Source organism: Paraburkholderia sp. GAS206C, from assembly GCF_050435645.1.
Taxonomy (GTDB): domain Bacteria; phylum Pseudomonadota; class Gammaproteobacteria; order Burkholderiales; family Burkholderiaceae; genus Paraburkholderia; species Paraburkholderia phenazinium_B.
Genome location: NZ_JBNDKR010000012.1, coordinates 222,415 through 246,297 on the forward strand (window position 1 = coordinate 222,415; position 23,883 = coordinate 246,297).

Below are 23,883 nucleotides of genomic sequence, written 5' to 3' on the forward strand. Positions count from 1 at the left end.
CGTGCGCAGTCCGCTACCGCTACTTGTTGCTGCCGTTGGTCCAATACAGGACGTCGTCCTGCCGGTCGAACACGAAGACCTTCATGGCCATCTGCTGCCCCATGTCGAGCCGGTCGAGCTCAAGGCCGTGCACGGCGGGTTCGCCGGCGACTCCCTTTTGCACGTTACGGATGATCGCCGTGGTCTCGATCGTCGTGTCGAGCTCCTTGGACTTGAGACGGAAGGCGACGCGCAAACGCTCGCCCACCGACCCTAGCGGCCAGGACGCCGTCAGCGACATGCCAAGCGCGCTGACGCCCTTCGCGAGGCCGATGCCTTCGTAGGTGTTGCCAGTTTCGCCGACCCCGTAGCGCACCGGTAGGCGAGCCCGCACGCGGATCGATTTGCGCTCGCGCAGCCGGCGGATCACCCCTGGTCTGGACAGCACGACGTAGTCGAACGGCAACTGGCAGACCGCTTCGACCGTGCAGACGAAGCGGAACACCGCCTGGCTCGCGATCGCGACGATCTCCACGTTTTCGCCGACCCCCAGCGGCAGGATTTTGCCTTCGAACAGCGGCGGGGTAGCGAACAGCGACTGGTTCGGCGCGAAACCGATGATGCGGCACGGATGCATCGGCGCGGCGCTGCCCACATGCAGACGCACGCCGATCAGCGCACCGATCGTCAGATGCATGTCTTTGACCGCCAGTGGATCCGACGTGTCGGTCCTGGCGGCACCAGCCTCGCCGGGCGATGCGTCGGCATCAGGCACATCGCCGCGCTGCGGCTTGAAGTTGTCGAACAGGAACTTGCGTTCCTCGACGCCGACCAGGATCGCGCCGGCATCGAGCAGCAAGGTGCCGTCGCCGTCTACGATAGGCCAGTCGAGCGGCGTGCCGACCGGAACGGTGTCAAGGTTCAATGCGGCCGGCACTGCCCTGACGGGTAACTCCACGGTATCTTCGTTCATTTGGCGTTTTTAATATCGAAGTGGGTGACTAATATTAACGTCACCATTACCGGAAAGTTTAATCAATTATCGATAGCAGGTAGAAATGGCTTATGAATGGATTGATAGGAGCAGTTTGAGGAGGGAATTGGCACTGCTTGGCGCCGATTGGCGCTGTTATTGGAAACAGATAGATTCGCAGATCGCGAAGGATGTCTAACAATCAATCCAGGGAAAGCGGCCTCTATTTGCCGACACCTGCAAATAGAAGCCGCGTCGCGTGCTCAATGCACTTGCGTATGCGCTGGCTGTTGCCCGCTGGCGCGCGGCTGTGTGACCGCGCTGACCAGCACGAATACGATGATATTCAAGGCCAGTGCGACAAAGCCGATATTCACGTCTTTGGCGACATCGGGCAGGAACGGGAATAACTGGCCCATGCTGAGATGCATCAGCGTCGTCACTGCCACCACCGCCACGCCGGCCAGAATTCCGCAGAACGCCCCCTGTTTGGTCGCCCGGTTATGCGGCGCGAGGCTGCACACCATGGCCGGAAACAGCTGGGTGACGAAACTGTAGCCCATCAACAGCAATGCGACGATGGTTTCGCCGCCGTGCAACGTGAAAGCCACGGCGACCAGAGCGACGACAGGCACCAGAATGCGTGCAAGCTTCTTGACGGACTCGTCGGCTGCATCGCGCTTGAGCAGGCCGCGGTACACGTCATTGGCGAGCAGGGTCGAGGCCGTGTTGAGGATCATCGAACCCGGCACCAGCGCGGTCAGCACGCCCGCGCCGCCGATGATCCCGACAAACCAGGGATCAAAGGTCTGCAACGACAACTTGAACAGCGAGAGATCGATATCGCCGCCTTTCAGGCCCGGCACTTTCAGCACGGCCGCAAAACCGACGAAGAACACGAACAGCAGGATCAGCTGATAGAGCGGCAGCACGATCGCGTTGCGGCGGAAAATGCGTTCGTCCTTGGCTGTAAATACCGAGCCGAAGGTGTGCGGCCACATGAAAAACCCAAGCGCGGTGAGCAGTACGGTCGACTGGAACCACGCCACACTCGACCCCTTGGCGGGGAAAGTGAGGAAGCCGGGTTTGGCGGCGTCGATCGTCCGGAACATATCGCTAAGGCCACCGTAGTAATGGATCGGCAGATAGATGCCGAGAAACAGCACGATCGCCAGAATCAGCGTGTCCTTGACGACCGAGTTCCACGCCGAGCCGCGCACCCCCGAGACGATCACGTAGCACGTCACCACCGCGGCGCCGATCCAGACGGCGGAGGTCGACGAGATCGCGCCATACGAGGTGGTTGCGACGATGATGCCGAGTCCCTTCAGTTGCAGTACCAGATACGGAATCAGCGCAGCCACGCCGACCAGCGCGACCAGCACGCCCAAAGCCGGGCTGTCGTATTTGCGCGCGAAGAAGTGCGGCTGCGAGATCAGTCGTTGTGCTTTCGCAAAGCGCCAGATGGGCGGCAGCATCCAGTACGACAGGATGTAGGCGAGCGACCCGTAAGCGAGGATGTAATAGACCGGCGCACCCTTGCCGTAGGCGAACCCGCTGCCGCCGAGAAAGGTGAAGGTGGTGTAGATCTCACCCGCCATCAGCAGGAACACGAACGCGGTGCCGAAACTGCGGCCGCCGACGGTCCACTGTTCGAGACTCATGTCGTGACCGCGCTTGGCGCGCAGTCCGAGATACAGCGCGAATGCCGTGAAGAGGGCGATGATAACGAGAGCGCTGCTCATGATCGGGCCTCTTCGGTATCGACGGCGGTTTGACGATTGGTCGGATCGAGCCGGTAGACGATACCCATGATGATCGAGATCAGGATCACCCACAGGACGATCCATGCAAGCACGAATGGCATGCCCAGCACGAGCGGCTCGACACGGTTGACGAACGGCACGCCGAGCAGGATGCCGATGAACGGCAGCGCGGCGAGAATGCGAAGGAACATGGGGAGCAACTCCTCGAACGGTAGGTGCGTCTGGGGAAGCCAGTCTTCCGTCCCGACTTTATGCCAGATGGCTCTGGTCCGTAAAGGTCGTCAAAAAGATGTAGGCAATTTGAAGGCTTTGAGTCGCGGCGGTCGTAACGGGAGCGGCCGGGATATGATTAGGCGTGCGACCATAGTGTGGCCATGGGTGTCTACGGCAATCGGGTTTGCCCGCATGGTCTGACCGCGTGAATAACAGAAGAACGATCTGGGCGGGGAAGCAGGTTCCGTCCAGCCAGACACAATCCGATGGCTCATCGCGTCCCGGCCGGGACCCATCTGAGCTGTCGCTCGATGCGGATCGCCAACATGGTGGAAAGTCTGATCTCGGACATTCTGTTTGGGTTTACCGGATTGATCAGCATCATCAATCCATTCGGCATTGCCTTCGTTTTCCTTGACCGGACTGCATCGCTTACCACTGAAGAACGCACCGCGCTGGCGCGCAAGATTGCCATCAACGTGATGTGCGTGCTGCTCGTCGCGTTCTTCCTCGGCACGCCTGTTCTGCATTTCTTCGGCATTTCCATGGAGGCGCTGCGCATCGGCGGTGGCTTGGCTGTCGCGGTCGCCGGCTGGAACATGCTCAATGCGCCCGATACGCCGCCGGCGGAATCCGCAGTCAAGCGGGTCGATGCGGAGAACGCCACGTCACGGGCTTTCTTCCCGTTCACGGTGCCGTTGACCACCGGGCCGGGTTCGCTCGCCACGGCTATCGCGCTGAATGCGAACCGAACCCACAAGCTGTCCGAGTTCGTGCTGTCCAGCATCGCCTCGGTCGTGATCTCGATCATCGTGGCCGTGGTCGTCTATGTCACCTATAGCCGTGCCGTCATTTTTGCCCGCTATCTTGGCGTCGAAGGCACTAAGGTGGCGATGCGGGTGTCGTCGTTTCTGCTGCTCTGCATTGGCGTGCAGATCATATTGACGGGGTTTTCGGAGTTTCTGATTCCTATTGCGCAGTTGCCGCCGAAGTAGGTGGCGAGCGGCACAGAGAACTGCTGCCGCGCGGAAAATTTCCGCGACATCAGCGTGGCAGTGAGACACCGAGTGGTCGAGATACATGACGCGGCTTGATATCGCTTTGTGATATCGTCGCCCACGAAAGCCAGGCACAAATCGACATTGCACGCGGTATTCAAACGACCTACGCACGGTGCATCGTGTTCGCGGATTGCATTCGAATTGAATGGCAGTCGACGATATTTGCATCGACCGCATCCGGGCAAGGACGCGAAAAGGTATCAGGTGGAGGAAGTGCGGGAATGGTTCATCGAATTGGGAGTAACGCCATGATGAATGCAATGACCTATAAGGGTTATCTGGGCAAGGTCGGATTCGATCCAGCCGACAACATTTTTGTTGGACATGTGCTCGGTGTGTCGGACCGCATCACTTTCCACGGCGAAACAGTAGCCGGGTTGACGGCTGACTTTCGCAAAGCAATCGATCACTACCTGGACGATTGTGAGAAGACCGGGCGGGAACCTCAAAAGGCCGCGTCGGGCAAACTCATGCTCCGCATCCGCCCCGAGGTCCATGCCGCAGTCAGTGTCGCCGCTGCGGCAGCTGGTAAAAGTATTAGTCAATGGGCCGACGAGGTGTTGGACCAGGCTTCGCACGCGTTCGGGTAAGCCAACCTGCGTAGGTCCCGATATCCCGAATCAACCCGAGGAGGTCCCACATGTGTCGCTGGCTGGCCTACACCGGCAATCCCGTCCAACTCGAGACGGTTCTGTTCCGCGCCAAACATTCGCTGATCGATCAAAGCCTGCATTCGCGCCTCGGCAAAACCACCACCAATGGTGACGGCTTCGGCATCGGCTGGTACGGGCGTCCTACGGACATCCCGTTCCGCTACCGCTGTATGCAGCCCGCCTGGAGCGACCGCAACCTGCGCGAAGCCGCTCGCGCGATCCACTCGCCGCTTTTTGTCGCGCATATTCGCGCAGCCACCGACACCCCCGCTCAGGAAACCAACTGCCACCCGTTTCGCCACGGACGCTGGCTATTCATGCACAACGGCCTCGTGCGCAATTACCCGTTGGTGCGGCGCGAACTGATGCTGGCGATCAAGCCTGAACTGTTCCCGTCGATCGAAGGTTCGACCGACTCCGAAGTGCTGTTCTATCTCGCGCTGACCTTCGGCCTCGAATTGACGCCGGTCACCGCACTGGAGCGGATGGTCGCTTTTGTGGAGGCCACCGGTCACAAGAACGGCGTCGAACAACCGCTGAACATGACGGTCTGCGCGACCGATGGCGAGCAGATCATCGCAGTACGTTATTCGAGCGAGCGCGATTCGCGCACGTTGTTTCACAGCACGTCGTTCCACCACCTGCATGAACTGTATCCGCACGATGCACGTATCGCCGCGGCCGGCGACGATGCGTTTCTGGTGTTGTCCGAGCCGCTGGTGGATCTGCCCGGCTGGTGGGAGGAGATTCCGGAGCGGACTGCGTTGGTGGCGCGTGGCGGCCAGATCGAACAATACGACTTCAACCCGCACCTGGGATGACGCGGGCCAAGGCGGGGTAGTGTGGGCGGCACCGGGGTCAACCTTCGGGCGCGGCCACGCGCTCAGCTTCAAGACATAGCGCCACGGCTTCAATGCTGGACCGCTGAGCCGTGCGAAGTTTCCCCCACGTCGAACGCCGCCACGGCCGCTTGCAACTGCCGCGCCTGATCCTCGAAAGACAGTGCCGCCGCAGCCGCCTGCTCGACGAGCGCGGCGTTCTGTTGCGTCACGTTGTCCATCTGCGTGACGGCCACGTTGATCTGTTCGATGCCCTCGCTCTGCTGCGCCACCGCCAAGGCGATCTCCTGCACGATGCTGGTCACACGCGCCATGGCGTCCTGCGCTTCCTGAATCGTCGCACCGGTCCGCTCGACCAGCTCAGCGCCCGAGCCCACCTTGCCCACGGCGTTCTGGATCAATCCGCGAATTTCCTTGGCAGCACTCGCGCTGCGCTGCGCCAGATTGCGCACTTCACCCGCCACCACCGCGAAGCCGCGGCCTTCCTCACCGGCCCTTGCGGCTTCGACGGCGGCGTTCAACGCGAGGATATTGGTCTGAAAGGCGATGCCTTCGATCACCGCGATGATGTCGACCATCTTCTGCGATTCGCTGGAAATGTCGCGCATGGTGGCGACCGCCTCGACCACCATCGCGCCGCCGCGGTCGGTGACCTGCGCGGCGTTGGTTGCGAGCTGGCTCGCGCTGCGGGCGTTCTCCGCAGTCTGGTGCACCATCGAGGTCATTTCTTCCAGGCTCGACGCGGTCTGCTGTAGCGCAGCCGCCTGGCTCTCGGTGCGCGCCGAGAGGTCCGCATTGCCGCTGGCAATCTGGCGAGCGGTGACAGCCACGTTGTCGGCGACGCCGCGAATCTCGCCGATGGTGCGTTTCAACGCATCACGCATGCGCCGGATGGTCTGCATCAGGCTATCGGTGTCGTTCCTGCGCGTGCGGATGCCGATGGCGAGGTTGCCCGAGGCGATCGCTTCTGTGATGTCGGCGGCGTAGTGCGGATCGCCGCCAATGGTGCGTTCGATGCTGCGGTTGATGAGCGCGACCAGCAACGCCAGCAGCACGGCAAGCACGAGGAACACGCCGCCCGCTGCATACAGGGAATTATGGAACGCAGCGGCGATATCGTCTGTGTAAGCGCCGGTGGCGATAATCCAGTCCCAGGGCGCATAACGTACGACGTAGCCGAGCTTGTCGACCGCCGTGGCCGGCGTGATATGCGGCCGGGGAAACACGTAGTCGACGAAGCCGCCTTGCGGGGCCTGCGCGGTCGAGGCGAAAGCGACATAGTGGTGGCGGCCGTCGGCGTCGGCGACGCCGCTCAGATCCTTGCCGTTCATCGCCGGCTTCATCGGATGCATCACCATCTGCGGCCGCGAATTGATGACGAGGAAGTAACCATCCTCGCCGTAGCGGATGTCGCGCAGCCGGGCGAGCGCCTGCTGGCGAGCCTGATCCTCGGTGAGGGTGCCGGCCTGCGCAAGTGCTGCGTACTCCTCGACAATCGACAGACCTATATGCGCGACGTTGACCAGATCGTGTTTGCGCTCGTCGATTCGCGTCTGATAGGACAGCCAGGCAGCGGAGATCGACACCAGCAGCAGGGCGGTCAGGCTGACGAGAAGCGGTAGCCAGAGTTTCTGCTTGAATCCGAGCTTGCGCATGCACACTCCGTGAGGTGCTTGTTGTCCAGGGCGGGCCGCGGCAGCCAGGTCCGCCGGCCCTGAACGGATTATCGGCATGCGCTGCCCGCAATTGTCTAGAGTCAAACCCTCGGTGGCGCTACGCGGAGCGCATAGGTGGGCCTGAGCGCCGTTGCCGGCGCGCAATAGCGAATAATATGGCTTTGAACCGCTCGCCGGAAATCGACCATGCCGCTCCTCATTGAAGCTTTTTTCGATCACGCCACCTCGACCGTGACCTATGTGGTCCATGCGGGCGACGGCTCGGCCTGCGCGGTGATTGACCCGGTGCTCGATTACGACCCGAAAGCCGGGCGCACGTCGACCGCATCGGCGGAGCGGGTGGTCGCGTTCGTACGCGAGCACAGTTTGCAGGTGGCGTGGCTGCTCGAGACGCACGCGCACGCCGATCACCTGTCGGCGGCGCCGTACCTGAAGGAAGCGCTGGGTGGCCGCATCGCGATCGGCGAAAACATCCGCACGGTGCAAGGGGTCTTCAAGGGCGTCTTCCATCTCGGTGCGGAGCTTCACGCTGACGGCAGGCAGTTCGATCATCTGTTCGCGCCGGACGAAACCTTCAGCATCGGCGCGTTGCAGGCGCGGGCGCTGCATGTGCCGGGCCATACGCCAGCGGACATGGCGTACCAGATCGGCGATGCGGTGTTCGTCGGCGACACGCTGTTCATGCCGGACGTAGGGTCGGCGCGTTGCGATTTTCCAGGCGGCGACGCGCGGATGCTGTACCGCTCCGTGCAGAAACTGCTCGCACTGCCGGCGCAAACGCGGCTCTTCATGTGCCACGATTACCCGCCCTCGACGCGCGAGCCGCAATGGCAAACCACGGTGGCCGAGCAGCGGCGCAGCAACATCCACTTGCACGACGGCGTCACTGAAGACGAGTTCGTTGCGATGCGCACGGCGCGCGACCGCACGCTCGAGATGCCGACGCTGATTCTGCCCGCCATTCAGGTGAACATCCGCGCCGGGGCGTTGCCGGAGGCGGAGGCAAATGGCGTGCGCTATCTGAAGATTCCGTTGAATACGCTTTGATTCTGCGCGTCTGAATCTGCCTTGAATCCGCCTCGAATTGTCTCTACCGCTTCAGCAACATCGCGCTCAACACGGAAAACACCGTCGACGGCAGTTCTGCCAGCCGGCTCACGACCACGTTGTGCGGATAAAACGCCTCCACCGCGTCGGCCAGCACGCCGATCCCCACCAGCTCGATACCGGTCTTCTGGATCGCCGTCACGCGTTGCCGCAGATCGCTGCGCAACACCAGCGGATCGCCGTCGCCGGTGGCGGGATAGCCGTCGGAGAACACCATCAGGATACGGCGCTCGGCGGCATGATCGGCGAGCCGCGTCGCTGCCCAGGCGAGTGCTTCGCCGTCCGGATTTTCGTGACCGCAGTCGATGCCGGTGAGGCCGCTCAGATCCGCCGTGCCAAAGCGTTTATAGATCTGTAGATCGAGCCGTTCGATGAGCCGGTTGTAGCGGTGCAAATCTGCGCCGGCGGCCTTTTGCCGGGCGTAGAGCAGTTTCATCTGCGGAGATTCGATCGAACTGTAGCCGAGCACTTCGCAATCGAAGCCCAACTGGGTCAGCGCATCGCCTAGCGCGGCGGCGCACAACTGGGCCAGTTCGATCTTGCGGCCCGCCATCGAACCGCTGCGATCGATCAGCAGCGTGACGGCCACGTCGCGTCCTTTGGTGGCGCGTTTCACCTTGAACGGGGTTCGATAGCCGGGCGACGTGGCGAGCTTCGCCAGCGACGGCCGGTCGATCTCGCCGCGCTCCTGCTCGCGCCGCCAGCGCGTGCGCTCGTCGGCGCTGAGTGCGCGCTCGAGCTTTTCCTTGAGTTGCGCGGTTTCGGCTCGCGCCCGCGTGCGCAGTTCGCGCCAGGCGGCGAGGTCGCCGCGGCCCGTCTGGTCGTTGACCACGTCGAATTCGGTGGCAAGCGGGATCGACATCACCATCCGGGCAGACGCGCGCAGGGGTTGTACCGTGCTGTCCGCACGCGCGGCGGACGGTTGCGCATCGGCGAGCGCGTGCCCCATGCCGGCGCCGTTCAAGGCCTCGGCGCCACCGCCCGGATCCAGCGGCGCGGCTGCTGCGTTCTCTTCGCTGGCGCGCGTGCCGTCGCTTTCGAACGGCTCGAAGGAGGAGCGCAGCGGATCGGTATCGATGTCCTCCGCGGTGCTGCCCGTGAACATCATGTTATTGACGTCGCCCGCGGATAGCGCCCGGACCCGCGCCAGAATCTCCCGCGCGGCGGCGATGCTGTCGGCGGTCGACCGGCTGCGGCTCGCCCGCTCGAGCAGATCCTGCGCGGCCACCATCGCAGCGGAAAGCGACTGGCTGTTTTCCGCGCCGCTGGTGGTCTCGTCCCACAGCCTGCGCTCGACGCGCCAGATAAAGCGCTCGCGCCAGCGCAGACGATTCCAGCCTTGCTGCGTGCGGCCCGCAGCATGTGCACGCAGCTTGCCGATAAACCAGCGCGCACCGGGATACTCGTCGAGCAACTGGCCGCACACGCGCCGGTCTTCGATCACCTGTGCGAGGTTCGCCTCGACACCGCGAGGCAGCGCTTCGAGTTGCGCGAGGTCCGAATGTTTTGCGCGCGCCACTAGCAGGTCGAGATAGCCGACCAGGACATCGGTCGAGAGGGCGCCGCCCACCTCGTAATCGGGAATGACGATCCGTCCGCGCTCGACCCGCGGTCCATCCGGACTGAACACGACGCTCACGCCATACTGCCCCGTGAGGACGCGCGCAATCTTGCTGAGCGCGGACTCGAACTCGAATCCTTTGGCGTCGCGCGCCGCGTGCATCGCGCTCACTCCGCCGGAGCGATGTGATGACGAATGATGCCGCGGATCAGCGTGGCGTCTTCCGGGCTCACCTTGGCGTAGATGGCAGGGCCGGCCGCGCGCTCGGGGTCGCCGGTGCGCAGCATCAGTTCGGCCCAGTCGAGGAGCCGCCGGGTCGAGAAGGCGCTCGCGAGGTCTTCGCGTGCAAACGCCGCACGGCAATCGGCTGCGATCGCCGCGAGCGTGGCGGCGACAGTAGGCGTCATATGCGGGGCGAGCGTGCGCACCAGCACGTCGGTTTCTTCGGCCGGCGAGAGATAGTCGAGCAGATAGACGCGCCACCGGTCGAGAAACGCCTCATTCATGAGATTCGCGCCCTGATACAGATGGCGGAACTGGCTCATGGCGCCGACCGCATTGGCCGTGCCGAACAGGCGAAACGCCGGATGAGGCGCCACGACCTCGTTGCCTTTTTCCTTCAGCGTGAGGCGGCCATGCGGTTCGAGCACGGCGGTCAGCGCGGCGAGAATCGACGGCTCGGCAAAGTCGATCTCGTCGACGATCAGCCAGAGTCCTTCGCGCATGGCGGTGGGCAGGACGCCGTCGACCCAGAGCGTCTCGCCGCCCTTGACGGTCCAGAAGCCGACGAAATCGCCCACCGTCGTCTGGCCGTTCATGTTCGAGCGCACCACGCCATGACCGGCACGCGCCGCCACCTGTTCGATCAGACTGGTCTTGCCCGCACCGGTGTGGCCGATCAGCATGACGCGTTTGTTTTCGACGATATCTTCGACGATGTCGTTAAAGCGCTCGGAGAACAGATAGGCAGGGTTGACACGCGGCACGAGCGCGCCGCCGGCGCCGCAGGGCACGTCGACTTCGCCGATGCGAACCGTAGCGGCACGGGCCTCACCGGAGTTTGAGTTGGAGCCGAGGCCGAGGCCAGCGCCAGGGGCGGCGGCACCCGCGCGCCGCTGCGCCGCCGCTCGCTGCAGCTCCGGCATAAACGCTGCCCGATGCAGTGCATCCGCCTCTGGCACCGCACCTCGCGCCTCGAAGACGAAACCTTCCCGATGCCACTTCTTCAGCTTGGCGCGCAGGTTTTCGGCGTCGACCACCAGATCGATATCGACGGCGCCATTGCCTTGCGCGTGCTGCACGCCGTGTTCGAGGCGATAGGTTTGCGGCCGGTCCGCTACGGTGACGCGCCACCACTCGTCGCCGGTGTCGGTGGCGCGCAGGTAGAGGCCAAGGTGTTCAGCTTCAGTCAATTCAGGAGCGTTCATCGGAGCGTGTCGATCGGGTTCAGCCATGCCGGCCAGGAGCAAACGTCTATCTTATCCCGGACCTGCGAGCGGGCGCAGGCCGGTTCCATCTGCGAATGGCGATTCGCCTCGCGTCCGGTCGCCGCTTCAGGCTGTTTCAGATCGACCGTCACCGGCCCATTCAATTAAGTAATTCGCACAATCGGGCCTCGGTCGAATGCCCCGACGCTGTTTTGCGCAGCCGGCTTTTTTCACCTAGAGTCAACTTATCCAGCGTCGCGAAGGCCCGCTCGCATAGGGTCTGGAGATGGCCCGTTTTGGGCGAAACCAATAAATAGATGGTGTTCGGCAGAATAAAATGAAACTACGCGAACCATTGATGGCCACCTTGCTGGTGGCAAGCCCTTTTGCGCAAGCGCAATCGAGTGTCGTGCTCTATGGGCGGCTCGACGCGGGTTTGCAATATATCAATCATGTGCCGACCGGCAACGGCAGCACCGCGAATAGCTGGAGCGCCGAAGGCGGCGACTGGGGCACCAGCATGCTGGGGTTCAAAGGCACGGAAGATCTGGGTGGCGGGTTGCACGCCATCTTCACCCTGGAAACGGGTTTGCAGGTACAGAACGGCACCACGAGCGGCGGTTTGCTGTTTTCGCGGCGTGCATTCGCGGGCCTGAAGAGCGACGAGTGGGGCACGCTGCAGGCCGGCCGCAACCTGTTCATCGATAGCGACGGGGTGTGGGAATTCGACCCAATGGTGCAGCAGGCGTTTTCATCGGCCTCGCTGGTGCGCGGCCGCAACTGGCAGCAGACCAGCAACAACGTCGAATATCACAGCCCCGTGTTTGGCGGTTTCGACGTACAAGGCCAGTACGCCCTCGGTAATCAGCCGGGCGCCTTCAACAACGGTGCGGTTGGCCAGTTCGGCCGCTCCGACGGCATCATGCTGACATATCACTCGACGTTGTTCGACGTGCGCGGCATCTACGACGAGCTACGCGACAGCAACGGCCAGTTCGCCAATATCTTCACCAGTTCGCGCGAGTTTTTCGCGGGCGCGAACGTGCACTTCGACTCGGTCAAAATCCAGGGCGCCTATACGCATTACTCCGCACCGGATACGCCAGCCGGTCTCGCGGACAGTGCGAATTACTACTGGCTGGGCGCGACCTACACGTTCAATCCAACGTGGGCTGTGACGGCGGCGGGCTTCTACGTGATTGTCGGCGATGGCGGCGGCGATGCACTGCACGATCCATCCGGTCACGCCTCGATGTATACGCTCAGCACAACGTACAACTTTACCAAGCGGACTTTCCTTTACGGCACGATCGCTTACGTGGACAACAGCAGGCAAGCCGACTTCTCGCTGCTCGCCAATCCTCGTGAAGGCACGGGCAGCACAAGCCCGCTGCAAGGCGAGTCGCAGACGGGGGCGTACGTCGGGATCATGCATCAATTCTAAAGGCGATCACGGCGACGACGGTACTGTCCACACAGTTCGTGGTGGCATCGTTGCCGGGATGCGGCCGAGTCTGTATGGTGGGTGAGCCATGCGCGCCTGGTTGTGACCAGAGACGACCCCGCGTGCTCAACCCCAAGGACGCCGAATGACTGCAGAAGTAACCCCGCCGACAGATCCATCACAGGCAGCGCCTACCCCGCAACAAGCTGGCGGCCTCGACGCGTCGCAAGGGACATGTGATGTACCGCTACGCACCGACGTACTGATCGTCGGCGCCGGACCCGTTGGACTCTTTGCCGCGTTCGAAGCAGGGGTAATCGGCCTGTCGTGCCACATTGTCGACGCACTCGACCGCGTCGGCGGCCAATGTACGGAGCTGTATCCCGACAAGCCGATCTACGATATCCCGGCCATACCGTCGTGCACCGCGCGCGAACTGGTCGAACGTTTGCTGGAGCAGTGCAGACCGTTCGACGTACCGATTCATCTGGGTCAACGGGTCGACACCGTCGAGCAACGCGACGACGGCCGCTGGACCGTCAAGACCGGCCAGGGGCTCGTGTTCGATGCCGCCGCCATTCTGCTTGCAGCAGGCAACGGCGCGTTTGCACCGCAGCGGCTGGCATTGGACGAGGCCGTGCCGCTCGAAGGGCGTCACGTACATTACAGCGTGCCGAGGCTCGCGGATTTCGCCGGCAAGAACGTGGTTGTGGCGGGCGGCGGCGACTCGGCGCTCGATTGGGCGCTCGCACTGCGTTCGGTGGCGCGCAAGCTGACGTTGGTGCATCGGCGCAATGGTTTCAGTGCTGTGGATTCGAGCGTCGAGCAGATGCGGCGTGCAGTCGACGCCGGGGAAATGACGTTCATGGTCGGCGCCGTTGGTGGCTTGAGCGCGCCCGACGGCAAGCTCGAATCGATTGAGATTCGCCAGATTGGCGGCTCCACCCAGATCGAAGCGGATCATCTTGTGGTGCTTTATGGACTGGTGGCGAATCTTGGCCCCATCGCCGACTGGGGGCTAAGCCTTCATGCCGGCCGGATCGACGTCGATACGTCGAATTACGAAAGCTCGCGGCCTGGTATCTTCGCGGTAGGCGACGTCGCCAACTATCCGAACAAGCAAAAGCTGATTCTGTCCGGCTTCCATGAGGCATCGCTGGCCTTGCGCAAGGCTTACACCTACGCCTACCCGGAACAGAAACGGGTGCATGTGCATTCGAGTTACGACGCCAAACTCGCGGCTCGCGTTGCGGCGAGCACAGAGTAGGGTGGTTTAGGCCGACCCCGCAGTCCGTCCCTTCCGCTTCCCCCGTCGAGTAAATCGCGCACGATCCTGCGCGGTTCACGATCGCCCCGTTGTGGGGAATGACGCACAAACATAGGCCGTCCTCCGGCCGTCCCGGACTGTCCCGGTTCCCCAGCGAAGCTCCTCGCGGCGCCCCGCAGACCCTTGCTGCGTAAGCCTCTGCGCCATGCCATAGGCTACGCACCCGTCAATTGGCATAACTCCTGCTCTATGAGTTCAAACTTGTATCCAAGATTGAACTCATGAACCTCACGCGCTTCGACGCACCGTTTTCTACCGCTATCGCTGCAATCAACCTCAACCACACGAGACCGGATCCGCTATGAGCAATCGTCGCCACTTTCTAAAGAATGCCAGCCTGCTGACGCTCGGCGCGGTGCTGCCGTTCGAATCCGTTTTTGCCGCCAGCAAACTGACCGTTGGCGTGATCTATGTCGGCGCGCGCGGAGACTACGGCTACAACCAGGCGCAAGCCGCCGCTGCCAACGTGATCAAGGCGTTGCCCAACGTCAAGGTGGTCGAAGAAGAGAACGTGCCGGAGACCATCGCCGTGCAGAAGTCGATGGAAGCCATGATCGAACAGGACGGCGCGACGCTTGTCTTCGCCACCTCGTTTGGCTACTTCGATCCGCACGTGCTGAAGATGGCCGCCAAATATCCGAACGTGCGCTTCGCGCATTGCGGCGGTTTGTGGAAGCAGGGCAACCCGTCGAATATCACCAGCTACTTTGGCTATATCGACGAATGCCAGTACCTGAACGGCGTTGTTGCCGGCCATATGAGCAAGAGCAAGAAGCTCGGTTTCGTGGCGGCCAAGCCGATTCCGCAGGTGCTGCGCAATATCAATGCGTTCACGCTCGGCGCACAGTCGGTTGATCCTTCGATCACCACACATGTGATTTTCACAGGCGACTGGTCGATGCCGGTCAAGGAAGCCGAATCGGCCAACAGCCTCGTCGATCAGGGCTGCGATGTGCTGACCTGTCACGTCGACGGTCCGAAGGTCGTGATCGAAACCGCCGAAAAGCGGGGCGTCATGAGCTGCGGCTATCACGCGAGCCAGGCGGCGCTCGCGCCGAAGGGCTACCTGACCGGTGCCGAGTGGGACTGGGCTACGCCGTACAAGGAACTGGTGGCAGGCGCGCAAACCGGCAAGCCGCAACCGAACGTCTTGCGCGGCGGCCTCAAGGAAGGCTTCGTGAAGATGTCGGCATATGGTCCGAAAGTCACGCCCGACGCACGCCAGAACGCTGACGGCGTGAAATCGAAAATGATGTCCGGCGAGTTCGTGATCTTCAAAGGCCCGATCAAGGACAACAAGGGCGGCGTGGTAGTCGCCGACGGCACGAGCCATATCCAGACCGACTACACCTTGGAAAGCATGAACTATCTGGTCTCGGGTGTCGTGGGCCAGATCTGATTCTTTCGCAATCCGAACGTCTTTCAAGGAGCGGCTATGCGCCCTAATGCGAGTTCTGCCCGGCTGATGCTTGGGGTGCTGCCTGCGTTGCCGACCCTGTGCGCGCTGGTGGGCACGCTTTTGCTGTTCTGGCTGTTTCTGCTGGTGCAGGGCGCGCCGGCGCTAGATGCGATCGGGCTGATTTTCCAGGGCGCATTCGGTTCGTCGTTCGCATGGCAAAGCACCTTGCTGCGCGCGTCGCCGCTGATGTTGACCGCGCTGTGCGTCGCTTTGCCGGCACAGGTCGGGTTGATCGTGATCGGCGGCGAGGGAGCGCTTGCGCTCGGCGGTCTCGCCGCCGCGGTGGTGCCGCAGTGTTTGCCTGCCGGTACACCGTGGCTCATCGCGACGCCTTTGATGGCCGTGGCAGGAATGCTCGCGGGCGGCATCTGGATCGGAGCGGTCGGGGCGTTGCGGCAATGGCGCGGCGTCAACGAGACAATCAGCAGCCTGTTGATGTCGTACATCGCGATTGCGCTATTCAAGCACCTCGTCGAAGGACCGTTGCGCGATCCCGCGAGTCTGAATAAGCCCTCGACGCTGCCCGTGCCCGACCCAATGACGATCGGCTCGCTGCCGGGACTTGAAGTGCACTGGGGTTTGCTGTGGGGCGTGGTGGCTTGTATTGCCGCGTGGGTGTTCGTCAAGCACAGCACCAAGGGCTTTGCGATGCGCGTGGTGGGCGGCAGCAACCGCGCGGCCCGTCTGGTCGGTTTGCCGGTCGGCATGCTGGCGCTGGCGGCCTGTTCGATGGGTGGCGCCGCAGCGGGTCTTGCCGGCATGTTCGAAGTGGCCGCCGTGCAGGGCAGCGCGAACGCATCGCTGTTGGCGGGTTACGGCTACAGCGGCATTCTCGTCGCTTTCGCCGCGCGTCAGAACCCGCTGGCCATCGTGTTGTGCGCGGTGCTGATCGGTGGGATCGAAGCGAGCGGCAGTCTGCTGCAACGTCGCCTCGATCTGCCCGATGCGACCACGCTCGTTCTGCAGGGGTTACTGTTTGCCAACCTGCTGGCATGGGAAGCGTTAGGCGGCCGTATCGTCGCATGGCGCGTGAAACTGCAGGCGCTCGCGGTGACCGAAGTGCCGGTGCAACTGGAGAAGACTCATGCCTGATATGCACTCGCCTGTGGTGATTCTGCTGCTCTCGTTGCTGGCCGGTGCGATTCGCGTGAGCACGCCGTATCTGTTCGTGAGTCTCGGCGAATGCCTCACGGAGAAGGGCGGCCGGGTGAATCTCGGCCTCGAAGGCATTCTCGTCTCCGGCGCGATGAGCGGCTACGCCGCTTCCTATTTGACCGGCTCGCCTTGGCTCGGTGTGTTGGCCGCAGGCGTCGTAGGGCTGCTATTCGGATGTCTGCACGGTCTCGTGTGCTCGTTGCCGCGCGTCTCCGATATCGCCTTCGGCATTGCTCTGATGCTGCTCGGTACCGGCCTCGCGTTCTATCTCGGCAAGCCCTTTATCCAGCCGCAGGCGCCGATGCTGCCGTCGATCGATCTCGGCAGTTGGGCCGTCTCGCCGCAACTGCATAACGCACTGCATATCAACCCGCTGTTCGTGATCGGCATCGTGCTGGCGTTTCTGCTGCAGTGGGGTCTGCGCAGCACGCGCTGGGGCATGACGCTGCGCCTCGTCGGCGATCACGCCGAGACGGCACGCGCGATGGGTTATCCGCTCACGCGCATCCGGATTGCAGCCACCGCAATCGGCGGCTTTTTCGCGGGCGTCGGCGGGGCTTACCTCTCGCTCGTCTATCCAGGCAGCTGGAACGAGGGGCTTTCGAGCGGGCAGGGGTTGATGGCCGTCGCACTGGTGATCTTCGCGCGCTGGCAGCCGTTGCGATGCCTCGTCGCAGCGCTCCTGTTCGGTGCGGCGGGTGCGCTCGGGCCCGCGTTGCAGGGCATTGGCGTGACCAGCGGCTACTACCTCTATAACGCCGCACCGTATGTACTGACGCTCGTGATCATGATCATCAATTGCCGTCCCGATCGAACACTGGCCGGCGCACCTGGCGAACTGAGCCTGACGCGCTGATGTTCTGACGCATGCACGCATGCACGCGTTCACGCATAGCGCCTGTCGATGCCAACCTGAAGAGACCACCACCATGACCCGATTCATCGATGCGAAGCCTTACCCCTGGCCCTACGACGGCGACCTGCGTCCCGAGAATACGGCGCTGGTGATCATCGACATGCAGACGGATTTCTGCGGCCACGGCGGCTACGTCGACAAGATGGGGTACGACCTCTCGCTCACGCGTGCCCCGATCGAGCCGATCAGCAGGGTGCTCGCACTGATGCGCGAGCAGGGCTTCACGATCATTCACACGCGTGAAGGTCACCGCCCGGACCTGTCCGATCTGCCGGCCAACAAGCGTTGGCGCAGCCGCCGCGCGGGCACGGACGGCGTGGGTATCGGCGACGACGGTCCGTGCGGCCGCATTCTGGTGCGCGGCGAACCGGGCTGGGAAATCATCGACGAACTCGCGCCGTATCCCGGCGAGATCATCATCGACAAGCCCGGCAAGGGCTCGTTCTGCGCGACCGATCTCGAACTGATCCTGCGTACGCGCGGCATTGCCAATCTGGTGCTGACCGGCATCACCACCGATGTCTGCGTCCACACGACGATGCGCGAAGCGAACGATCGCGGCTTCGAATGTACGGTGCTGGCAGACTGCTGCGGCGCGACCGACAAGGGCAATCACGACGCCGCGCTGCATATGATCACGATGCAGGGCGGTGTGTTCGGCACGGTGTCCGATTCGCACGCGCTGCTTGCCACACTCGGACGCTGACCGATCATGTCGACTCCCGCTCCCTACAACCAGCCGCAAGACGCCGCCACGCACGCCCTGGGCGTCGAGGTGCTCGGCGCTTCAAAAACGTTCGGCACGTTTCGCGCGCTCGACAAGGTTTCCATCAAGGTTGCACCCGGCACGATCCACGCGTTGCTAGGCGAAAACGGCGCAGGCAAGAGCACGCTGGTGAAGGGACTCGTCGGCTATGGGCTGCTCGACGAAGGACAGATCACCGCCGACGGCCGCGAAGCGAAAATCGCTTCGCCACGTGACGCACAGGCGCTCGGTATCGGCATGGTGTACCAGCATTTCACGCTGGCAACCGGCCTCTCGGTGGAAGAGAACCTGTTGCTGGCGCGTGGGCATCTGTCCTGGCGGATCGACTGGAAGAGCGAACGCGCGGCCTTGACGGAATTCATGAAGCGCATGCCATTCAGTTTGCCGCTCGAAGCGCCCGTCGCCGGACTCGCGGCCGGCGAGAAGCAGAAACTGGAAATTCTCAAACAACTGTATCTAAAGCAACGTTTCCTGATTCTCGACGAACCGACTTCGGTGCTCACGCCTCAGGAAGCAGACGAAGTGCTTGGCCTGATGCGTGATCTCACTTCACGCGGCGAACTGACGGTGTTGATGATCACGCATAAATTCCGCGAGGTAATGGCCTACGCCGACGACGTCACCGTGTTACGCAAAGGTCGGCAGGTCGGCACGACGGCCGTCGCGCATACCGATCGCGACCAGCTTGCGAGCTGGATGATGGGCACAAGCTCGGCACTGCAGACCGATTCTGCGGCGAAGGATTCACCGGTACTGGCGGAGATCCGTACCGAACGCCCAGCGCGCAAGCCGGTCGATCCTCACGCAGCGATCCGGCTGGAACTGCGCGATCTTTCGGTGCAGGACGATCGCGGCCATACCGCCGTGCGGCACGCCACGCTGGCAGTGCGAGCCGGCGAGATTCTCGGCCTCGCAGGGGTGTCGGGCAATGGCCAGAAGGAACTGGTCGAGGCACTCGTCGGGCAGCGCCGTCCGGTAGAAGGCGAGATGCAGATTGCCGGTGCGCCGTATCAAGCCACTCGCGAACAGATGACTACACGACGTGTGTTTGCGATTCCCGAAGAGCCGCTCAGGAACGCCTGCGTCGCTGGAATGAGCGTGGCGGAAAACCTCGCCTTGCGCGACTTCGACCGCGCGCCCGTGTGCCGCAGCGGCTGGCGCCTCGATCGTCGGGCGATGCGCGAGCGGGCCACACAACTGATCCGCGATTTCAACGTAAAGCCTCCTGTGCCTGAGCGGATGATCGGCACGCTATCGGGCGGCAATGTGCAGCGCGCTGTGCTGGCACGCGAGCTGGGACAACCGGTAGATGTGCTGATTGTCGCGAACCCGGTGTTTGGCCTCGACTTCGCGTCGGTGGCCGATATCCACGCGAGACTGATCGCCGCACGCGATGCCGGTGCGGCCGTGCTGCTGGTCAGCGAAGACCTCGATGAACTGCTGGAACTGGCTGACCGCATCGTCGTGATGGCGGAGGGCCGGCTGGTCTACGAAACGCCGGCAGCGAGCGCTGAGCGCGCAGTGCTTGGGCAGCACATGGCGGGACATACAGAGGAAGCAGTGCTTTAGGACACGTGCAGGGATGAGCGTTCCAGGACCGTATAAAAACGGGGGCAGTGGCAGGTGACTGCGTGCCACTGGCAAGCAGGGCAGCGATAGAGGACCGGTGACGGCGGGCGGCGCAAGCCGCCCGCACGTTATAACAAGGCTTAAACCAAGGTTTAAACCATGAGCAGCGAAGTTCAGGCTTTACCCTCGCCGTTTGTTTTCGAGCCGCACCACACCGCGCTCGTGATCATCGACATGCAGCGCGATTTCATCGAGCCAGGTGGCTTTGGCGAATCGCTTGGCAACGACGTCTCGTTGCTCGCCGAGATCGTTCCTACGGTCGCGGAACTGCTAGCGCTCGCGCGCAAGGCCGGCTTACTGGTGGTGCACACCCGCGAGTCGCATGCGCCGGATCTCTCCGATTGCCCGCCCGCGAAGCGCTTGCGCGGTGCGCCGCAGATGCGCATCGGCGACCCCGGGCCGATGGGGAGAATTCTGGTGCGCGGCGAACCCGGCAATGCAATTGTCGACGCGCTCGCGCCGCTCGCAGGCGAACTCGTCATCGACAAGCCCGGCAAGGGCGCATTTTATGCAACGCCGTTGAGCGGCGAGCTGAATGCGCGCAGTATTACGCATTTGCTGTTCGCCGGCGTCACGACCGAAGTCTGCGTACAAACTTCGATGCGCGAAGCGAACGATCGTGGCTACGAATGTCTGTTGATCGAAGACGCGACCGCGAGCTACTTTCCCGCATTCAAGCAGGCGAGCCTCGAAATGATCCGCTCGCAGGGAGGCATCGTGGGCTGGACCGCGCCGCTCGCGGCATTGAAAGAGGGACTGTGAGGATGGAAGTCAACAAGCCGGAGATCGTCGCCGAAGTGACAGCGGCCTTTGTCGAATACGAACGGGCACTGGTCGACAACGACGTCGAAGCGATGAACGCGCTGTTCTGGCACACGCCTGAAACCGTGCGATACGGAATCGCCGAAGTCCAGCACGGCGGCGAAGCGATTCGTGCGTGGCGCGCGTCGTGCGCGCCCGTGCCACGTTCGCGGCGCCTGCATCGAACGGTGGTGACCACGTTCGGCAACGATTACGCCACCGTCAGCACCGAGTTCACCAGCGACGCGACCCCGTTGCTCGGCCGCCAGATGCAGACCTGGGCACGCCTCGAGTCTGGGGCGCAGATGCACCAGGGTTGGAAAATCGTCGCAGCCCATGTCAGTCTGATCGCAATGCCTTGATATGAGCGAAAACGCAGCTGCAAACGTAATCGGAAGCGGTACAACGGGTGGCACCGCAAGCCCCTCGCCAAATGCACCGAACGCTCCGAACGCGCTGGCCGAGCAGGTGTATCAGCAACTGAAGAGCGACATCTTCAGCTTCCGGCTTTTCCCCGGCGACCGCTTCTCCGAGAGCGACATCGCGCAACACTACGGCGTCTCGCGCACGCCGATGCGCGATGGCCTGTTTCGCCTGCAGCGCGAGGGGTATCTGGAGGTGGGGTTCCGGCGCGGCTGGAAAGTCTCGGAGATCAACTTCGAGCAACTGGACCAGCTCTACGATCTGCGCATCGTGCTCGAACTGGCTTCGCTCGAGCGTCTTACCTCGGGCAATGCACCGCATGAGTCGATCGATCCGCTCAAGGCCGTCTGGTGCGTCGAAACCGAGGCGCGCGAGAGCGATCCCGTCACCATGTTCGGCATGGATGAAAACTTCCACCGGCAGCTCGTCGCCGCGACCGGCAATCGGGAAATGCTTCGCGTCCACAACGAGGTGACCGAGCGCATCCGAATCGTGCGGCGGCTCGATTTTCTGAAGCCGCATCGCACCAGTGCGACCTACGACGAGCACTCGACGATGCTGCACCTGATCGAACGCAACCGCCTGCCCGAAGCCAGCATTCTGCTGCGTGCGCACATCACGCAAAGCAAACTCGAAGTGCGCAAGATTACGTTGTCGATGCTTGCCGCCGCGCGCGACCAGAAGCTGCCGTTTGTGTCCTAGTCCAAGCAACGACCTCACCGCGTAGCATGACGCGCGGCGCGAACTTGCACCCGCAATGTGCGAATTCAGGTCGATCATGCTGGAACATGGCGGACATCGACTAATTCGCGCGGCCTTTGGAGCGCAGCGAAAGCAAATGGGTTTGCTACACTGCGATTGGGTTTTGCAGTACCCGCGACGCAACTTATCCCCGCAAGACTACGCGTGCCGCTGTGTTTCCAAAGATGTTAAGCGAAGCGCTCATTGACGCTCCCTGAATCGACCCGACGCAATACTCCCGAGAATGTCCCGGAGGTGATTCATGTCCACTACGTTTTCCGGTTTGTCGAAGACTCTCCGGTGGACGCTGATGTGCGGCGCTGCGGTGCTAGCTTTCGGCACGCACGCGCAGCGTCTGCTGGCCCAACCCTCGGCCGTTCCATCCGAGCTGCTCAGCGACGATGAACGGGTCGCTTTCTGCACACAAATGCGACGCGCCTCCACACCGCAGGAACGCAGCGCGGTGACTGCGAGCATGCGCGATACGTTGACGCCGCGCGCCAAGGGGCAAGGGGTTGCATTGCCGTCGTGGCTGATCGAAGGACGGCCTGCCAGCGAAGGCGGCAGCATACCGGGGCTCAGTTGCGAACCCGGCACGCCACGGCCGCGCGTACAGGCTGCTGCACCGGCTCCTGCTCCCGCCCCGGCTCCTGCGACCGCGCGGGAAGTGCCGGAACACAAAGCGCCGCTGCCGCGCGAACTGGCGACGCGTGAGCCTGTGCCACATGTACCTGCCCCCGCAACGCAGGAACCGGCCACACGTCCGATGCCGGTTCGCGAGCAGACCGTGGCGAACGTGCCGGGCGTCCCAGCAAGACCCACGCTACCGGACGACGATGCGCCGGTGCGCAACGCCGTGCCGAGCGACATCCCCGTGGCGCACGACGACCACGGTGTCGCATACGTAACAGGCGGAGTGGGGCAAGATGAGGTTGCAGCGTTTCGCGGACTGGCCTCCGGCTACAACATGCGCGCGACCTTTACGACCGGGTCGGGCGAGTATCTGTCGGGCGTCGCGGTGCAGGTGGCGAGATCCGATGGCACCGTCGTATTCAACGCCACATCGGATGGCCCTTATCTTTATGCGCGGCTCCCGCAGGGCCACTATCGGCTGGTTGCCAGCCTCGACGGCGCGCAGCGCAGTCGCGATCTCTACGTGCCCGCCCGAGGGGGCGTGAAACTGAACCTCGTCTGGCCGCTGCTTCACTCGAACTCAGTGAACTGATGAGGCCCGTACCGCTCGCGGAACACGCCGGTCGTTCAAACCCGGCGTGTCGCGCCCGCGAGCTTAATTGCCCCTGTAGACGGTGCGGTTGAGGGTCTTCATCTGACCGTCGGTTTCCGCCTGATACAAGTCCTGCTTCACCTCGGCACGGGTGAGGCCGGCGGGCGCGCCAGAGGCCACTTGTCCATTGGTATCCATGCCGACGCCGCTATTCTGGTTGCTGTTGGCGTTGTCATTTCCCATGTTCGAAGTTGTGGCCGGTTGAGGCGCGTTCGGGGTGTCCTGCGCGAATACGGGCGCGGCGCAAGTCATGACGGATACGGCTGCTGCAATATAAGCGATTCGGATCATATTCGACTCCTTGGTGAAAGGACGTTTGGGTGGTCGGCTTGGTTTTCTGATGCGACGCCGATTCCGGTCTCCACAACGCCAGTTCAGTCTACGGCCGCAGCCGGGGCGCAACGCTGACGCGTCCATGACAAAACAGCCAGCAAACGATTGCGGCCCAAGACGCTCCGGACGAGCGCCGGTCAAGACAATGCGCGTCGCATAACATGCCAGTCTTTCGCCGCAGTGACATCAAGTTGACCCCATGTTCCAGCAAAACTGACACTCACGGTCAAGCCTCGCGTCAATCTGCAGGCACACTGGCGATCAAGCAGCATCATGAGAGCAATCAAGGCAATGCAAGGCCATACACGCACGCGTCGACGGGCGAAGACCTTATTGATGGGAGTGCCCG

Annotated in this window: 22 protein-coding genes; 15 read left to right on the plus strand and 7 right to left on the minus strand. The window is 62.7% G+C overall.

Annotation, left to right across the window (positions count from 1 at the left end; translation table 11 throughout):
• Positions 1 to 19: 19 nt before the first annotated feature.
• The 3 genes from P3T20_RS31040 to P3T20_RS31050 form a co-directional block, all read right to left on the minus strand.
• Positions 20 to 952 carry a flagellar brake protein gene (locus P3T20_RS31040; protein ID WP_074268380.1) on the minus strand — a complete coding sequence of 311 codons (933 nt, stop codon included), beginning with the start codon at positions 950 to 952 and terminating at the stop codon, positions 20 to 22.
• A gap of 263 nt (positions 953 to 1,215) precedes the next feature.
• Positions 1,216 to 2,697 (minus strand): sodium:solute symporter family protein, encoded by a 1,482-nt coding sequence (locus P3T20_RS31045; RefSeq protein ID WP_429288801.1) that lies wholly within the window; start codon positions 2,695 to 2,697, stop codon positions 1,216 to 1,218.
• Positions 2,694 to 2,909, minus strand: a complete 216-nt coding sequence (locus P3T20_RS31050; RefSeq protein ID WP_074268382.1) for a DUF3311 domain-containing protein — start codon at positions 2,907 to 2,909, stop codon at positions 2,694 to 2,696. The genes P3T20_RS31045 and P3T20_RS31050 overlap by 4 nt, the downstream gene beginning before the upstream one ends.
• 348 nt (positions 2,910 to 3,257) lie before the next feature.
• Here P3T20_RS31050 and P3T20_RS31055 point away from each other — a divergent pair, with 348 nt between their 5' ends.
• From P3T20_RS31055 to P3T20_RS31065, 3 genes are all read left to right on the plus strand, one after another.
• Positions 3,258 to 3,926 (plus strand): MarC family protein, encoded by a 669-nt coding sequence (locus P3T20_RS31055; protein ID WP_074269428.1) that lies wholly within the window; start codon positions 3,258 to 3,260, stop codon positions 3,924 to 3,926.
• Between the two features lie 314 nt (positions 3,927 to 4,240).
• Entirely contained in the window at positions 4,241 to 4,582 is a 342-nt protein-coding gene (locus tag P3T20_RS31060) for a type II toxin-antitoxin system HicB family antitoxin (RefSeq protein ID WP_074268383.1), read from the plus strand.
• A 50-nt stretch (positions 4,583 to 4,632) separates the two neighbouring features.
• Positions 4,633 to 5,466 (plus strand): class II glutamine amidotransferase, encoded by an 834-nt coding sequence (locus P3T20_RS31065; protein ID WP_429288802.1) that lies wholly within the window; start codon positions 4,633 to 4,635, stop codon positions 5,464 to 5,466.
• Between the two features lie 89 nt (positions 5,467 to 5,555).
• On the opposite strand, the gene P3T20_RS31070 is transcribed toward P3T20_RS31065, so the two are convergent.
• Positions 5,556 to 7,139 (minus strand): methyl-accepting chemotaxis protein, encoded by a 1,584-nt coding sequence (locus P3T20_RS31070; protein WP_074268385.1) that lies wholly within the window; start codon positions 7,137 to 7,139, stop codon positions 5,556 to 5,558.
• A gap of 207 nt (positions 7,140 to 7,346) precedes the next feature.
• On the opposite strand from P3T20_RS31070, the gene P3T20_RS31075 reads away from it, so the two are divergent.
• A complete protein-coding gene (locus P3T20_RS31075) occupies positions 7,347 to 8,207 on the plus strand; it encodes an MBL fold metallo-hydrolase (RefSeq protein ID WP_429288803.1) in 861 nt (286 codons plus the stop codon).
• Positions 8,208 to 8,250: 43 nt separating this feature from the next.
• On the opposite strand, the gene P3T20_RS31080 is transcribed toward P3T20_RS31075, so the two are convergent.
• Complete coding sequence (locus tag P3T20_RS31080) at positions 8,251 to 9,990, minus strand: cobaltochelatase CobT-related protein (RefSeq protein ID WP_429288804.1); 1,740 nt, start codon at positions 9,988 to 9,990, stop codon at positions 8,251 to 8,253.
• Positions 9,991 to 9,995: 5 nt separating this feature from the next.
• A complete protein-coding gene (locus P3T20_RS31085) occupies positions 9,996 to 11,255 on the minus strand; it encodes an AAA family ATPase (protein WP_429288805.1) in 1,260 nt (419 codons plus the stop codon).
• A 358-nt stretch (positions 11,256 to 11,613) separates the two neighbouring features.
• On the opposite strand from P3T20_RS31085, the gene P3T20_RS31090 reads away from it, so the two are divergent.
• From P3T20_RS31090 to P3T20_RS31140, 11 genes are all read left to right on the plus strand, one after another.
• Positions 11,614 to 12,699 carry a porin gene (locus P3T20_RS31090; RefSeq protein WP_429288839.1) on the plus strand — a complete coding sequence of 362 codons (1,086 nt, stop codon included), beginning with the start codon at positions 11,614 to 11,616 and terminating at the stop codon, positions 12,697 to 12,699.
• Between the two features lie 145 nt (positions 12,700 to 12,844).
• Positions 12,845 to 13,966, plus strand: coding sequence for an NAD(P)/FAD-dependent oxidoreductase (locus tag P3T20_RS31095; RefSeq protein ID WP_429288806.1), 1,122 nt, complete (start codon positions 12,845 to 12,847; stop codon positions 13,964 to 13,966).
• A 361-nt stretch (positions 13,967 to 14,327) separates the two neighbouring features.
• Positions 14,328 to 15,425, plus strand: coding sequence for a BMP family ABC transporter substrate-binding protein (locus P3T20_RS31100; protein ID WP_074268390.1), 1,098 nt, complete (start codon positions 14,328 to 14,330; stop codon positions 15,423 to 15,425).
• A gap of 36 nt (positions 15,426 to 15,461) precedes the next feature.
• On the plus strand, positions 15,462 to 16,577 hold the full coding sequence (locus P3T20_RS31105; protein ID WP_429288807.1) for an ABC transporter permease: 1,116 nt from the start codon (positions 15,462 to 15,464) through the stop codon (positions 16,575 to 16,577).
• Positions 16,570 to 17,496, plus strand: a complete 927-nt coding sequence (locus P3T20_RS31110) for an ABC transporter permease (protein ID WP_429288808.1) — start codon at positions 16,570 to 16,572, stop codon at positions 17,494 to 17,496. The genes P3T20_RS31105 and P3T20_RS31110 overlap by 8 nt, the downstream gene beginning before the upstream one ends.
• A gap of 73 nt (positions 17,497 to 17,569) precedes the next feature.
• A complete protein-coding gene (biuH, locus tag P3T20_RS31115; protein WP_074268393.1) occupies positions 17,570 to 18,262 on the plus strand; it encodes a biuret amidohydrolase in 693 nt (230 codons plus the stop codon).
• Between the two features lie 6 nt (positions 18,263 to 18,268).
• A complete protein-coding gene (locus P3T20_RS31120; protein WP_429288809.1) occupies positions 18,269 to 19,891 on the plus strand; it encodes an ABC transporter ATP-binding protein in 1,623 nt (540 codons plus the stop codon).
• Positions 19,892 to 20,050: 159 nt separating this feature from the next.
• Positions 20,051 to 20,713 carry a cysteine hydrolase family protein gene (locus P3T20_RS31125; RefSeq protein ID WP_429288810.1) on the plus strand — a complete coding sequence of 221 codons (663 nt, stop codon included), beginning with the start codon at positions 20,051 to 20,053 and terminating at the stop codon, positions 20,711 to 20,713.
• Between the two features lie 2 nt (positions 20,714 to 20,715).
• Positions 20,716 to 21,114 (plus strand): oxalurate catabolism protein HpxZ, encoded by a 399-nt coding sequence (gene hpxZ / locus P3T20_RS31130; RefSeq protein WP_429288811.1) that lies wholly within the window; start codon positions 20,716 to 20,718, stop codon positions 21,112 to 21,114.
• Between the two features lies 1 nt (position 21,115).
• On the plus strand, positions 21,116 to 21,877 hold the full coding sequence (locus tag P3T20_RS31135) for a GntR family transcriptional regulator (protein ID WP_429288812.1): 762 nt from the start codon (positions 21,116 to 21,118) through the stop codon (positions 21,875 to 21,877).
• 301 nt (positions 21,878 to 22,178) lie between these two features.
• A complete protein-coding gene (locus P3T20_RS31140; protein ID WP_429288813.1) occupies positions 22,179 to 23,141 on the plus strand; it encodes a carboxypeptidase-like regulatory domain-containing protein in 963 nt (320 codons plus the stop codon).
• A 63-nt stretch (positions 23,142 to 23,204) separates the two neighbouring features.
• Here the strand turns inward: P3T20_RS31140 and P3T20_RS31145 are convergent, their stop codons facing one another.
• Complete coding sequence (locus P3T20_RS31145; protein ID WP_429288814.1) at positions 23,205 to 23,492, minus strand: DUF4148 domain-containing protein; 288 nt, start codon at positions 23,490 to 23,492, stop codon at positions 23,205 to 23,207.
• Between the last annotated feature and the right edge of the window lie 391 nt (positions 23,493 to 23,883).

Coding starts and splice junctions, on each gene's coding strand:
- P3T20_RS31040 (WP_074268380.1), bottom strand. CDS start 952: ATGAACGAAGATACCGTGGAGTTACCCGTCAGGGCAGTGCCGGCCGCA.
- P3T20_RS31045 (WP_429288801.1), bottom strand. CDS start 2,697: ATGAGCAGCGCTCTCGTTATCATCGCCCTCTTCACGGCATTCGCGCTG.
- P3T20_RS31050 (WP_074268382.1), bottom strand. CDS start 2,909: ATGTTCCTTCGCATTCTCGCCGCGCTGCCGTTCATCGGCATCCTGCTC.
- P3T20_RS31055 (WP_074269428.1), top strand. CDS start 3,258: ATGGTGGAAAGTCTGATCTCGGACATTCTGTTTGGGTTTACCGGATTG.
- P3T20_RS31060 (WP_074268383.1), top strand. CDS start 4,241: ATGATGAATGCAATGACCTATAAGGGTTATCTGGGCAAGGTCGGATTC.
- P3T20_RS31065 (WP_429288802.1), top strand. CDS start 4,633: ATGTGTCGCTGGCTGGCCTACACCGGCAATCCCGTCCAACTCGAGACG.
- P3T20_RS31070 (WP_074268385.1), bottom strand. CDS start 7,139: ATGCGCAAGCTCGGATTCAAGCAGAAACTCTGGCTACCGCTTCTCGTC.
- P3T20_RS31075 (WP_429288803.1), top strand. CDS start 7,347: ATGCCGCTCCTCATTGAAGCTTTTTTCGATCACGCCACCTCGACCGTG.
- P3T20_RS31080 (WP_429288804.1), bottom strand. CDS start 9,990: ATGCACGCGGCGCGCGACGCCAAAGGATTCGAGTTCGAGTCCGCGCTC.
- P3T20_RS31085 (WP_429288805.1), bottom strand. CDS start 11,255: ATGAACGCTCCTGAATTGACTGAAGCTGAACACCTTGGCCTCTACCTG.
- P3T20_RS31090 (WP_429288839.1), top strand. CDS start 11,614: ATGGCCACCTTGCTGGTGGCAAGCCCTTTTGCGCAAGCGCAATCGAGT.
- P3T20_RS31095 (WP_429288806.1), top strand. CDS start 12,845: ATGACTGCAGAAGTAACCCCGCCGACAGATCCATCACAGGCAGCGCCT.
- P3T20_RS31100 (WP_074268390.1), top strand. CDS start 14,328: ATGAGCAATCGTCGCCACTTTCTAAAGAATGCCAGCCTGCTGACGCTC.
- P3T20_RS31105 (WP_429288807.1), top strand. CDS start 15,462: ATGCGCCCTAATGCGAGTTCTGCCCGGCTGATGCTTGGGGTGCTGCCT.
- P3T20_RS31110 (WP_429288808.1), top strand. CDS start 16,570: ATGCCTGATATGCACTCGCCTGTGGTGATTCTGCTGCTCTCGTTGCTG.
- biuH (WP_074268393.1), top strand. CDS start 17,570: ATGACCCGATTCATCGATGCGAAGCCTTACCCCTGGCCCTACGACGGC.
- P3T20_RS31120 (WP_429288809.1), top strand. CDS start 18,269: ATGTCGACTCCCGCTCCCTACAACCAGCCGCAAGACGCCGCCACGCAC.
- P3T20_RS31125 (WP_429288810.1), top strand. CDS start 20,051: ATGAGCAGCGAAGTTCAGGCTTTACCCTCGCCGTTTGTTTTCGAGCCG.
- hpxZ (WP_429288811.1), top strand. CDS start 20,716: ATGGAAGTCAACAAGCCGGAGATCGTCGCCGAAGTGACAGCGGCCTTT.
- P3T20_RS31135 (WP_429288812.1), top strand. CDS start 21,116: ATGAGCGAAAACGCAGCTGCAAACGTAATCGGAAGCGGTACAACGGGT.
- P3T20_RS31140 (WP_429288813.1), top strand. CDS start 22,179: ATGTCCACTACGTTTTCCGGTTTGTCGAAGACTCTCCGGTGGACGCTG.
- P3T20_RS31145 (WP_429288814.1), bottom strand. CDS start 23,492: ATGATCCGAATCGCTTATATTGCAGCAGCCGTATCCGTCATGACTTGC.